Source organism: Micromonospora chokoriensis, assembly GCF_000718555.1.
Classification (GTDB): Bacteria; Actinomycetota; Actinomycetes; order Mycobacteriales; family Micromonosporaceae; genus Micromonospora; species Micromonospora chokoriensis_B.
In genome coordinates this window covers 1-12,415 of the sequence record NZ_JOAN01000008.1, presented here as the reverse complement: position 1 = coordinate 12,415, position 12,415 = coordinate 1, and the positions used below count along the sequence as shown (strand labels likewise).

The 12,415-nt window shown below is 68.8% G+C and carries 9 protein-coding genes; 4 read left to right on the top strand and 5 right to left on the bottom strand.

The genetic code is table 11. The features are described from left to right. Nucleotides 1–10: 10 nt before the first annotated feature. From IF46_RS0112425 to IF46_RS0112410, 4 genes are read right to left on the bottom strand one after another with little or no spacing between them, the layout of a single operon-like run. The gene (locus IF46_RS0112425; protein WP_030488474.1) at nucleotides 11–1,723 is read right to left on the bottom strand and encodes an amylo-alpha-1,6-glucosidase; all 1,713 of its coding nucleotides are present in this window, start codon (nucleotides 1,721–1,723) and stop codon (nucleotides 11–13) included. 32 nt (nucleotides 1,724–1,755) lie between these two features. Beyond that, the gene (locus IF46_RS0112420; RefSeq protein ID WP_030488473.1) at nucleotides 1,756–2,580 is read right to left on the bottom strand and encodes a carbohydrate ABC transporter permease; all 825 of its coding nucleotides are present in this window, start codon (nucleotides 2,578–2,580) and stop codon (nucleotides 1,756–1,758) included. Further along, entirely contained in the window at nucleotides 2,577–3,548 is a 972-nt protein-coding gene (locus IF46_RS0112415; protein WP_030488472.1) for a carbohydrate ABC transporter permease, read from the bottom strand. Before IF46_RS0112415 ends, IF46_RS0112420 begins: the two co-directional genes overlap by 4 nt. Before the next feature lie 18 nt (nucleotides 3,549–3,566). Beyond that, a complete protein-coding gene (locus IF46_RS0112410) occupies nucleotides 3,567–4,802 on the bottom strand; it encodes a sugar ABC transporter substrate-binding protein (RefSeq protein ID WP_030488471.1) in 1,236 nt (411 codons plus the stop codon). A gap of 296 nt (nucleotides 4,803–5,098) precedes the next feature. Between IF46_RS0112410 and IF46_RS0112405 the strand changes: the two genes are divergently transcribed. After that, nucleotides 5,099–6,934, top strand: coding sequence for an RICIN domain-containing protein (locus IF46_RS0112405; RefSeq protein ID WP_030488470.1), 1,836 nt, complete (start codon nucleotides 5,099–5,101; stop codon nucleotides 6,932–6,934). Nucleotides 6,935–7,121: 187 nt separating this feature from the next. Beyond that, nucleotides 7,122–8,702 (top strand): arabinofuranosidase catalytic domain-containing protein, encoded by a 1,581-nt coding sequence (locus tag IF46_RS0112400; protein WP_198041426.1) that lies wholly within the window; start codon nucleotides 7,122–7,124, stop codon nucleotides 8,700–8,702. Between the two features lie 80 nt (nucleotides 8,703–8,782). Here the strand turns inward: IF46_RS0112400 and IF46_RS0112395 are convergent, their stop codons facing one another. Continuing rightward, the gene (locus tag IF46_RS0112395; protein ID WP_030488468.1) at nucleotides 8,783–10,117 is read right to left on the bottom strand and encodes a PHB depolymerase family esterase; all 1,335 of its coding nucleotides are present in this window, start codon (nucleotides 10,115–10,117) and stop codon (nucleotides 8,783–8,785) included. Nucleotides 10,118–10,369: 252 nt separating this feature from the next. Between IF46_RS0112395 and IF46_RS0112390 the strand changes: the two genes are divergently transcribed. Both IF46_RS0112390 and IF46_RS0112385 read left to right on the top strand, forming a co-directional pair. After that, nucleotides 10,370–11,356 (top strand): PaaX family transcriptional regulator C-terminal domain-containing protein, encoded by a 987-nt coding sequence (locus IF46_RS0112390; RefSeq protein WP_030488467.1) that lies wholly within the window; start codon nucleotides 10,370–10,372, stop codon nucleotides 11,354–11,356. 525 nt (nucleotides 11,357–11,881) lie between these two features. Then, nucleotides 11,882–12,415, top strand: a 534-nt coding sequence (locus IF46_RS0112385; protein ID WP_030488466.1) for an endo-1,4-beta-xylanase, incomplete at its 3' end; no start/stop codon positions are given.

The following is a 12,415-nucleotide window of genomic DNA, read 5'->3' as shown; positions in this document are numbered from 1 at the left end:
TCCGACCCGGCTACCCATCCCCAGCCCGCCGTTGCTCCTGAGCGGCGGCGAGGATGAGATAGCTGCTCGCCGTCCAGGTGTAGGCGCGGTCACGCAGACCGGCGCCGGTCTCGGCGTCGAAATTCTCCGCGAAACCGGACTTCTCGCACAGGGCGAGGAATCGTCGACTGATCTCGTCGGCGATCCTGGTCTGCCCGGCCCGGCGCAGGCCGTCCTCGACCAGCACTGTGGAGGGTGCCCAGATCGGCCCACGCCAGTAGCCGTCGGCGACGTAGTGCGCCGATTTCGTCGGCTCGGTGGCCAGCCCGTGCGTGGTCAGGTGGGTTTCGATGCCTCGTGCCAGTGCGGCGGCGACCGGGGCGGGCAGGTCGTCCCCGAGTGCGACGGGCATCAGGTCGAGCAGGCTGCGGCTGCGTCGCCGGTGGCCGGTGTGGGGATCGCGGGAGGTGAAGCGCTCGCCATCCCACAGGTCCCGCAGCATGGCACCGTGGATCCGGTCGGCCTCCCGGGACCAACGGGTGGCGGGCTCACCCAGCTCGGTGGCGAGGTCGGCGAGGCAGCGAAGCTGCGAGACCAGGAACGCGGCCAGGTCGGCGGTCTCGAGGACCCGGTTGTCGTCGAAGGTGGTGGCGTTGTCCCAGCCGCTGTCGTTGCCGTGCTGGTAGTGCGGCAGGTCGTAACCGGGGGTTCGGCGCGCGTCGAGCCAGAACCCGGTCCAGCGGGCCAGCCGGTCGTACGTCTGCGCCAGCGCCGCCCGGCTCGGCGGGTGGGGAAGGCGTCGGCGCAGGTGGCGGAGGGCCCAGCCGTGGATGGGGGGCTTGACGTAGTTGTGCAGGACCTCGGAGTGGGTGACCGAGTCGGGCAGGGCGCCGGCCTCGTCCTGATGGTCGAAGGGCAGGTGGAACTGGTGCCAGGCCAGCTCCGGCTCGCCGGCCGCCAGGGCGATCGCGTTGAAGCAGTGGTCCCAGCTCCACACCTTGTCCATCCAGTGCTTGGACATCAGGACGGCCGGTCGGGTCACGAAGCCCGCCGGGGCGACCGTGGCCGACCACAGGACGTACGCGGCCAGCTCGGCCGCCGGGGTCTCCGCGCTGCGCCAGGGCGCTATCGCGTCGACGAACGCGGTGAACTCCGCGAGCCGGTCGCGGCACAACTGCTCGAAGGTGACGGAGCCGGCGTACGGGTGGCGCGCGGTGGCGTACTCCTCGATCGCGATCTCCCAGGGTTGGTCGCCGGGAAGGTCCAGGGACCGGTCGGCGGTGCCGAGCGCCTGCTCGCCGTCGGTCCGCCGCAGCGCGCCGGAGAGCACCGTGATCCGGTAGCGGCGACCGGTCTCGTACGAGGTGAACACGTGTGATCCGTCGACCGGGTCGGCGTACAGGTAGGTGCCACTGAACGGGGTGAGCGTCGGCGCGGCCGCGGCCACCCGGAGGCCGAGCCGGTGGCCCCGGATCCGCAGGGTGGCCGGCCCGTCGTAGACGGCCTCGATCCGGTCGGCACCGCTGCGCCAGGTCAGCAACGCGGGTGTGGCGACGACAGTGGTGCCGGCGACCGTGGGGGCGAGGCGCAGTACGGGGTGCAGCCCGGTCTGGTGGGAGACCAGGTGCAGATCGTCGGCGTACGTCTTCTCGGCTACCACCGGGGAGATGTTGAACCAGGATCCTCGGTAGCTGAACGGGATGTCCTGGATTCCGAACTCCGGACCGGACGGGGCGACGGTCATGGGTGGCGGGTGCCTTTCTGTGGTGCGGGTGGTCAGTCTTTGACTGCGCCGGCGGTCACGCCCATCGAGACGTACCGCTGGGCGAGGATCAGCAGCACGGCGGCGGGGATCGAGGCGACGACTGCGGTGGCCATGATGGCGTTCCACTGCTGGTTGTTGTTGCCGATGTAGTGGTAGATGCCGAGGGTGATCGGCTGGTGGTCGCCGCCACCGGCGAGGGTCGAGGCGAAGATGAAGTCCGACCAGGACCAGAGGAACGCGAAGAGCGACACCGTGACGATCGAGTTGCGGCTGACCGGCAGCACGACCGACCAGAAGGTTCGTAGCCGGCCGGCGCCGTCGACCACGGCGGCCTGGAGCAGCTCGTCGGGGATGCCGGACATGAAGGCCGTGAAGATCAGGACAGCGAACGGCACCGCGAGCGTCGTGTCGGCCAGGATCAGGCCGGGCAGCGTGTTGAGGACGCCGAGGGTGAGGTAGATGGCGTAGAAGCCCATCGCCATGATGATCCCCGGGATCATCTGCGCGATCAGCAGCACGAAGCTCAGTGCCGAGCCGCCGGGTGGCCGGAGCTTCGCCAGCGCGTATCCGGCCGGAGCGGCCAGCGCCACGGTCAGCGCCACTGTGCCGAGACCGACCAGGAAGCTGGTCCCGAGGTACGGCAGTTGCTGGTCGAGCACCGCGCGGTAGCCGTCCAACGTGCCGTTGATCGGGATCAGGTGCGGGGGAGTGGCCCGCATGTCCTGGTCCCGGGTGAAGGAGACATTGATCATCCAGTAGACGGGGAAGAGCATCAGCCCGGTCAGCACCAGGCCGACGCCGGTCTTCCACCAGGCCCGAGAGGGTGACGTGGTCATCGCAGGTGCTGCCTCCGATCGATGCGGATGTAGACGAGCCCGGCGATCAGGGCCAGCACGATGAGCAGGTTGCCGATGGCCGCCCCCGGCCCGAACTCGGGCAGCAGGTTGCCGAAGCCGAGCCGGTACGACCAGGTGGCGAGTGTGGCCGACGAGCCGGTCGGGCCTCCCTTCGTCATGATCCAGATGATGTCGAAGACCTTCAGGGTGTAGATCAGCCCTAACAGCAGCGTGATCAGGGAGACGGGACGCAGCAACGGGAAGGTGATTCCCCAGAACCGCTGCCAGCCCGATGCGCCGTCGAGCGCGGACGCCTCATACATCTCGGTGGGGATCGCCTGGAGGCCGCTGTAGAGCACCACCAGGTTGAAGGGGATGCCGATCCAGACGTTCGCGATGATCACCGAGGTGAGCGACCAGCCCGGCGAGGTGAGCCAGTTGACCCCGTCGATCCCGACGACGCCGAGCGCCGCGTTGACCAGGCCTGAGTCGCTGTTGAGCAGCCACGACCAGGTCGACGCGGAGACGATCAGCGGCAGCAGCCACGGTACGAGGATCAACGCCCGCAGCGTGCGCGACAGCGGGAAGTGCTGGTGGAAGAAGAGGGCCAGGGCCATCCCGATGGTGAACTGGAAGGCGAGCGACGCGGCGGTGAAGACGACTGTGTGCGTCAGCGTCGGGCCGAAGGCCGGGTCGGTCAGGACCGTCCGGTAGTTGTCGAGGCCGGCGAAGGGCGCCCCGCCCTGCACGAACGAGCGAACGGTGTACGCGCGCAGGCTCAACTCGACATTGCGGTAGAGCGGGTAGGCGTAGAAGGCGATCAGGTAGACGGTGACGGGTGCCAGGAAGCCCCATGCCAGCCACCGGTCGGGCCGGCGTCTGCGAGACGGGTGAGACCGGGGTGGGGCGGTCGGTGCCGCCCCACCCTTGTCCCGTGCCGTGGTGGAGGTCTGTGTCGTGGAGGGCATGGTGTCTGGTCGGCGCGCTTACCTGGTCGAGGCCGCGGCCTGTGCTGCCCTCAACGCCTCCTGCGGCGACTTCCCGCCGCTGAGGGCCGACTGGACCGCGGTCCACAGGGATTCGGAGATCTTCGGGTACTTCGTGCCGAGGTTGTCGCCGGTGCGGCCCTTGGCCGCCCGGACCGCCTCCACCCAGACCTTGAGCTTGGGGTCAGCCGCCTGCCGGTCCTGCACGGCTGCCACGGGTGCGACGTAGGAGAGCGTGGTGTCCGTGGTGAGGAGGTTGTCGGCGCTGGTCAGACAGGCGACGATCTGCTGCGACTTGTCGTACCGGCCGGTGTTCTTCTGCACCGGGATGGAGACGAACTCACCGCCGGTGGGCGCCGGTGCCGGGCCGCCCGCGCTGGCCGGGATCGCGATGGTGCCGTACGAGAAGCCGAGCTTCTCCGCGTTGGCCAGCTGCCAGGTGCCGTTCTCGGCGAAGGCGTAGTTGCCGGTGGCGAACTCCTGCCAACTCGTGGTCTGGGTGTTGTTGATGACGGAGTTCGGGGCGTAGCCCTGCTTGAGCCAGTCCGCCCAGAGGGCCAGCGCGGACACCGCCTGCGGTGAGTCGAGACTGGTCAGCTGGGCTCCCGAGCCCCAGAACCAGGGCAGGAACTGGAAGCTGCCCTCCTCGGTGCCGATCGCGGAGAAGGTGATGCCCTTCTTCCCCTTGGCCTTGACCGTGCTCAGCGCCGCGTTCAGGGACGTCCAGTCCTTGATCGCGGCCGGGTCGACGCCGGCGGCGGTCAGCAGGTCCTTGTTGTAGTAGAGAGCGAGGGTGTTCGCCCCGATCGGCACCCCGTAGGTCTTGCCCTCGCTCTGGCCGGCGCCGAGCAGGTTCTTCTCCATGGCGGAGACGTCCAGCTTGTTGTCGTCGGTGGTGGTGAGCGCGCCGGCCTCGGCCAGTGTCGAGATGACCGGGTTGTCCACGATCAGCACGTCCGGCGAGTTGCCCTGCTGAGCGGCGAGCAGCGCCTTGTTGGTCAGGTCGGTGGTGTCGTAGCCGGTCCGCTCGACCGTCACGCCCGCCGAGGTGCCGCACTTCTTGAGCAGTGCGACCCATTCGGAGTCGTCGGCGAACTGCGGATACGGGTCCCAGACGAGGTAGGCGCCACCGTCGGTGGGGTCGTCGGCGGACGACGAGCAGGCGCTGCCTGCCGCCACGGCGAGAGCTATCACGGCGACGGCGGCCAGGCGCCGCCGACGGCTCGGTCCGGTCATGTCGTGCCTCACTTCAAGTCGATCGTCGGGTGGGGTGGTGCGGTTGCCCGTCGCGGTCGGACAGTGTCCGGCTTCGCGAATCGATTCGACGAATCGGTTCGCACGAACATAGGTCCGTCCAGCCCCGACGGTCAAGAGTTGCCGACCTGCCTGGGGAGCGCAGGCCGGTAACGCCCGCTTCATCGCGGCGTCACGTCATTGACATACATGAGTTTGCAGTCCTACGATCCGTGCGAATCGATTCGCAAGTGCTGCCCTCCGGAGAGCGTCCCCCGCGCCCCACCAAGGAGCCGCCCGTGAAAACCCCGTCCCGCGGCAGGTCAGGACGAGCCCGCGCGTTCGTCGCCCGACTCATGGTCGGCCTGCTCGCCACCGCTGCCGCCGTCACCGTCGTCGCGCACCCGGCCCAAGCCGCCAACGAGTCGATAAGTGTCGACTTCTCCGCGACCAACGGCACCCCGACCTACCGCGCGTCCGGCTGGATCTACGGCATGACCGAGAACGCCAGCGGTCCCGCCGACCACTTCTACCGAGACGTCAAGTTCCAGGCCATGCGGGCCGGCGGAGCGCAGCTCCCCGGCAGCGGCTGGGTCGGCGGCACCTACGACCGTCGGTGGAACTCCACGGTCGCCCAGGCCCGTCGCACAGTTGCCCTCGGCGGTCAGTTCATCATCCTGCCGCACGACCTCTGGGGCGCCGACGGCGCTGGGATCTCCCGCTTCCCTGGTGACAACGGCAACTGGACCGACTACGACAACTTCCTGACCCGACTTGTCAACGACGTCCGGGCGTCCGGGCTCTCCGTGCAGTGGGACATCTGGAACGAACCGAACATCACCATCTTCTGGAACCGCCCGATCTCGCAGTACCTCGAACTGTGGCGCCGCACCTACCAGCGCATCCGGGCGGAGTTCCCCAACCAGCTCATCGTCGGGCCGAGCTGCGCCTGCGTGCCGTCGACCACGCACACCTTCTGGAACCAGTACCTGGACTTCGTGCGCTCGACAAACACGGTGCCGGACATCATCAGTTGGCACTCGCTGCCCGGTGACCCGGTCGCCAACGTCGCCGCCGCCAACGCCACGCTCGACCCGCGCGGCATCGCCCACCCACGGCCGTACCAGATCAACGAGTACGGCGCCCCCGAGGAGCAGAACCCCGCCGATGGCGCCTGGTACATCGCGCGCCTGGAGCGGGCTCGCGCCGACGGACTGCGGGCCAACTGGGCCAGCGGCGGCAGCCTGCACAACGACCTCGGCAACCTGTTGATCCGCAACTCGGCCGGCCAGCACCAGCCCAAGGGCGAGTGGTGGGTCTACCGCTACTACGCGTCCCAGACCGGGCAGATCGCCGCGGTGACTCCCAGCCAGTCCTACGACGCGTACGCCACCAAGGCGACCGGCGTGGCGAAGGTCCTGGTCGGCGGTGGTCGTACCACCGGGAACCTCACCGTCAACCTGCAACGACTGGACACCACCAGCGGCGTCGTGCAGAACAACCAGGTCCGGGTGCTCACCCAACGCATCCCGCTCAACGGCGGTGGTGCCGTGCAGGGGCCGATCACCGTCTCGAACAGCGTGGTCGGCGTCTCCAACAACAACGCCACCGTGACCCTGCCGTACACCAACCAGACCGACACCTACACCGTCACGCTGCTGCCACCGTCGGAGGGCGGCTTCCAGTCGGTGGCGGTGGCCCAGCACTCCCAGCAGTGCTTGGACAACCCCGGCCTGAGCACCACCGACGGCACTGTCCAGCAGCAGTTCTACTGCGAGGGCGGCGACCAGCAGCTCTGGAACTTCCGGCCGGTCGTCGGCGTGGCCAACACGTACACGGTGGTCAACCAGCAGAGCGGCAAGTGCCTCGACGTCAGCGGGGTGTCCACCGCCGACGGCGCGGCCGTGCACCAGTGGACCTGCCTGAACGGCACCAACCAACAGTTCACCCTCCGCAAGGTGACCTATTCCGGCAACGACTCGCACGACTACCAACTCGTCGCCCGCCACAGCGGCAAGTGCGTCGACGTCAGCACGGTCTCTACGGCAGCGCGGGCGCCGGTCCACCAGTGGACCTGCATCGGGGCCGGTCAGGGCAGCCCGTTGAACCAGACCTGGCGAATCCTGGGGAGGTAGGCGTCACGGGGGAGGTGATGCGCTGGCCGTCCGCCCAACGGTCAGCGCATCGCCAGGCAATTACATTCATTGACATCAATTGAACAAAGGTCATACGATTCGCTGCGAATCGATTCGCCAGGACCACCACCTCCCCCGTGGCGCGTCGACAATCCCCCACGCTTTTCCGACTCCGAGGAGCCACCTCGTGCGAAACCCGTCCCCCAGTGGGCCAGGAGAGGCCCGCGATCTCATCCCGAGACGTCAGCGCGCCCGACGTCTGACCGCCCTGGCTGGCGCCCTGGTCGGCGTCCTCGTCGGCATTGGCGCCATCCAGGGCACGGCACTGTCCACCGCCGCCGCGGCACCCGTGTCGGCAGCCGCCATCGTGGTGGGGCAGGGCACCCCGATCATCGGTACGCCGTCCGGCCGCTGCCTCGAAGTGCCCAACTCCAGCACCACCAACGGCACCCAGACGCAACTCTGGGACTGCAACGGCGCTGCCGGCCAGACCTGGACCTGGACATCGACCAAGCAACTCCAGGTGTACGGCAACAAGTGCCTGGACGCCTCAGGCCGAGGCACCACCAACGGCACCCAGGTGATCATCTGGGACTGTAACGGCCAGAACAACCAGCAGTGGAACGTCAACAGCAACGGCACCATCACCGGCGTGCAGTCCGGGCTCTGCCTCGACGCCAACGGCGCGGCCACCGCGAACGGCACCAAAATCATCCTCTGGGCCTGCAACGGCGGCGCCAACCAGCAGTGGGCCTCGCCGACCACGCCGCCGACCACCCCGCCGCCGACGAACCCTCCGACCGGCGCGCGACCGTGCGACATCTACGCCTCGGGCGGCACCCCGTGTATCGCGGCGCACAGCACGACGCGGGCGCTCTTCGAGGCCTACGCCGGCAACCTCTACCAGGTCCGGCGCTCGTCGGACAACACGACCCGCAACATCGGGCTCACGGGTACGGGCGGCACCGCCAACGCGGCGACGCAGGACTCCTTCTGCACCGGCACGACCTGCGTGATCACGGTCGTCTTCGACCAGTCCGGGCGCGGTAACGACCTCTGGTACCAGGGGTCGAGCGTCGTTCCGGGCTCGCCCCAGAGCAAGCCGGCGATCGCGACCTCGGAGTCGCTGACCGTTGGCGGCGCCAAGGCGTACTCGCTCTACATCAACCCCGGCAACAGCTACTGGCGCGACGGGCACCTCACCGGCGTGCCGACCGGTGCCGCTCCCGAGGGCATGTACATGGTGACCAGCGGGACGCACGTCAACAGCGGCTGCTGCTTCGACTACGGCAACAGCGAGACGACCAGGAAGGCCGACGCCGCCGGGGCGATGGACGCCATCAACTTCGGCAAGCAGTGCTGGTTCGGCGGCTGCTCGGGCAGTGGCCCCTGGGTGCAGGCCGACCTCGAATGGGGTCTCTTCCCGGGCGGCAGCAGCTCCTGGAACCCGAACCAACGCGCGTTCACCAGCAAGTTCGTCACCGCGACGCTCAAGAACAACGGCACGTCGCGCTTCGCCATCAAGGGCAGCGACGCCCAGTCCGGCAGCCTCTACACGCTGTGGGACGGCTCGCTCCCGTCGGGATACAGCCCGATGAAGAAGCAGGGCGCAATCATCCTGGGCAGCGGCGGTGACTGCTGCAAGCCCGACGGCGGCGCCAACCTGAGCGCCGGCACCTTCTACGAGGGGGCGATGGTCGCCGGTTACCCGTCCGACGCGACCGAGAACGCGGTGCAGGCCAACGTGGTGACCGCCGGTTACCGCTGATCCCGGCAACGCCCGAACGAGTCGTGCGCCGGTCACCATCGTGGTGACCGGCGCACGCTCGCGCGCATGCTGACGCGGTGTCAGGCGACCGTGCAGGAGGCGCCGTTGAGGGCGAACGAGGACGGCCGCGCGGTGTTACCGGTGTGGGTGGCCTGGAAGCCGATGCTCACCGATCCGTTGGCGGGGATGCCGCCGTTGTAGGCGACGTTCCGGGCCGTCACCTGCCCGGAGTTGGGTGAGTAGGTGGCGTTCCAGCCCGAGGTGATGGTCTGCCCGCCGGGCAGGGTGAAGGCCAGCGACCAGCCGTTGACGGCGCTGGTGCCGGTGTTCGTGACGGTGATGTTCTCGGTCAGCCCGGTGTTCCAGGCGTTGAGGTCGACAGTCACCCGGCAGGCACCGGAAGTCGGCGGCGGGGTGGTCGGCGGAGGAGTGGTCGGGGGCGGGGTGGTCGGCGGCGGGGTGGTCGGGGGCGGCGTCGTGGGGTTGGTCAGTCCGAAGAACGCGACGGCGGACGCGGCCATGCCGCCGGCGGGCAGACTGTGCCCGGCGCCCTGGATGCTGTACGCCTCGACCTGGACGGTGCCGCTGCTGTCGGAGTACCGCCGCCGGTTCCAGTTGGCCTGGGGCGTGTCGGTGGAGGTGGGTGTCTGGCTCAGCCCGAACACGTTGGTCCACTGCTCGATCGCCTCCTGCAACAAGGAGTACGGCACGAGCGTGTCGTTGGTGCCGTGCCAGAGCTGCACGCGCGGGCGGGGCCCGGTGTAGCCGGGGTACGCCTGGCGGACCGCGTCGCCCCACTGCTGTGGGGTCCGGTTCATGTTTCCGCCGGTGCACTGGCTGCTGCCGGGCGGGTAGTCCGCCGCGTTGGCGAAGCAGTTGAACGGCACGCCCATGAACGCGGCGCCGGCCTTGAACACGTCGGGGTATAGGGCCAGCATGTGGTTTGTCATCATGCCGCCGGACGAGCTGCCGGTGGCGTAGACCCGGTCCGGGTCGGCCGCGTACTGCTGTTGCACGTACCGGATCATGGAGATGATCGACACCGGGTCGCTGCCCCCACCACGCCGCTTGGCGGCGTCCGACCAGGTGTCGAAGCAGTTGCCGAAGCCGGCCTGCTGGGTGGCGGACGGGTAGATCACGATGTATCCATAGCGGTCGGCGAGGCTGGCGAACTCGCTGCCGGAGTAGAAGCCGGGGCCGGATCCGCCGCAGCCGTGCATGGCCACCACGACTGCTGGCCGGGCCGGGCGGTTGTCCGGCACGTAGACGTGCATGCGCATCCGGCCCGGGTTGTCACCGAAGCTGGTCACCTCGGCCAGTGACGCCGCGTACGCGGGCCCGATCGTGGGGACCACCAGACCAGCCGCCACCAGCGACGAGGCCAGGGCGACTAGCAGTTTCCTTCTGATCTTCAACGGACGACTCCTTTGATTGCCTGTGCAGGCTGGGATTGGCCGTGCGATCCGGTGGCGGGTGTGCCCGACTCCCGCGGTGATCGCACGATGCCCGCTACCTGTGGCTCGCCCTTGCCCGGCTTCGGATGGCATCGCGTGGCAATTAGTGTTCCCTCCGGGCCAACAAGTGTCAATCGAGGATTCTCTATTTGTGACGAGTCGTGGCCGTCCGTCTACAGTCGTCATACCGTCCCCGAGGAGCACGGAGCGCCTGTGGCAAGCCTCTTCGACATCGACGAGATCTATCCCGACGACGGTGACCACCTTCTCCGGCTGCCCCGCAGGCAGGTCGGCAACTCGCCCCAGGGTGTCGCGGTGACCCTGCTGGCGGATTACACGCTGCGGACCCGTGTCGCCCTCCCGTCCGCCGCCATCGTCGCGCTGCTCGGGGAGACCGGCGTGACGACGGCCGGAGCGCGTACCGCGATCAGCCGGCTGGCCCGCCGTGGCGTACTGGAGGGCAGCCGGCTGGGGCGGCGCAGCTCCTACCGGCTCAGCAGCGCCGCCGCCGCCAACCTCTCTGCCGGAGCGCACTGGATCCTCGCCTCCACCACCTCGACGGCGCAGTGGGACGGGTGCTGGACGATCGTGGTCTTCTCGCTGCCGCAGGACCGCAGTACGCAGCGACGGGCACTGCGGGCGCAGCTCCGGTGGCTCGGGTACGCGCCGTTGTACGACGGGCTGTGGATCTCACCGCACGAGCTGCTCCCTCCGGCTCGGGCGCAGCTCGACCAGCTCACGCTCGGTGCCGTCACGGTGTTTCGGGGACGGCAGGTTCCACTCGACTCGGCCACCCACCGTGCCCCGATCGAGGCCTGGGACATCGCGGCGATCAGTCGCAGCTACGACGCTTTCCTCCAGCGCTGGACACCGCTCTTACCCAAGGTGGTCTCCGGGGAGGTGGAGGGGGTGGCCGCGGTGCGGACGCGTACCGAGATCATGGACACCTTCCGGCGCTTCCCCGTACTCGATCCGCAGTTGCCCGTGCAGCTCCTCCCGCAGGGTTGGCTCAGGCGGCCAGCGCGGGAGTTGTTCGCGGCCGTCTACGACGGCCTGGCCGCGCCGGCCCAGCGGCACGTCCGGGCGGTCGTCGCGCGGTTCACCGACACCGCGCAGCCCGGCATCGAGGCCCACACCACTGCGGACATGCTCGCCGGGGTGCGCGTCAAACGCGGATCAAGTCCCGCCCGCTCCGGGTAGCTCGGCTGCCGGACCCTCCTGACCTGCGCGGAACCTGCGGTCGCCGGGATCGCCGAGTGTGAGCGATAACAGGATCGCCGTCTGGGCGTGGCCCGCCGGCAGGGCGGTGCCGCCCGTGCCCTGGTCGTACGCCGGTGAAGACGGTGGGGAGTGCCGGGCGAAACACGGCGATCCGGGGGATTGACGTAAACGCCTCGTTACGACTTGACGAACGACATGTTATCGCTCACCCTCGATATCGAGGAACACCACTGGCTCACCGGGCGAGCGCGCTGGTCGTACCTCTGATCGCGGCGTCCCCCAGGGCATGCGGACGTCACCTCGGGCTCCGGCAGACGCCGGGCGACAGCCTTCGTGGGCTGGGTACGCGCTGGTGCCGGATGGTCAGGATGACCGTCCCGGTCGGGCCGTCCCGAGGGAAGTGGCACATCACCACCACCGATGCACCCACTCAGAAGGATCGACATGAAACCCATGAGAACGATGCTGGCGGCGGCGACTCTCGCCGTGGCCCTCACCACCGGCATGACGATGGCGCTGAGTCCCGCGTCCGGTGCCGGCACGACCTTGAAGGCGGCGGCGGCTGAGAAGGGCCGCTACTTCGGCGCGGCCGTGGCCACGGGCAAGCTCTCGACTGGCGCGTACACGACCATTCTGAATCGTGAGTTCAACAGTGTCGTGGCCGAGAACGAGATGAAGTGGGACGCCACCGAGCCGCAGCAGGGTCGGTTCAGTTACACCGGTGGTGATCGTCTGGTCAGTCACGCGCAGGCCAATGGCATGAGTGTGCGGGGGCACGCGTTGCTGTGGCACCAGCAGCAGCCGGGTTGGGCGCAGGGCATGTCCGGTAGCGCTCTGCGCAACGCGGCCATCAACCACGTCACCCAGGTCGCCACGTACTACCGGGGGAAGATCTATGCCTGGGACGTGGTGAACGAGGCGTTCGCCGATGGTGGTTCTGGTGGGCGGCGGGACTCGAACCTGCAGCGCACCGGCAACGACTGGATCGAGGCGGCGTTCCGGGCGGCGCGGGCGGCGGATCCGGGTGCGAAGTTGTGT

Coding starts and splice junctions, on each gene's coding strand:
- IF46_RS0112425 (WP_030488474.1), bottom strand. CDS start 1,723: ATGACCGTCGCCCCGTCCGGTCCGGAGTTCGGAATCCAGGACATCCCG.
- IF46_RS0112420 (WP_030488473.1), bottom strand. CDS start 2,580: ATGACCACGTCACCCTCTCGGGCCTGGTGGAAGACCGGCGTCGGCCTG.
- IF46_RS0112415 (WP_030488472.1), bottom strand. CDS start 3,548: ATGCCCTCCACGACACAGACCTCCACCACGGCACGGGACAAGGGTGGG.
- IF46_RS0112410 (WP_030488471.1), bottom strand. CDS start 4,802: ATGACCGGACCGAGCCGTCGGCGGCGCCTGGCCGCCGTCGCCGTGATA.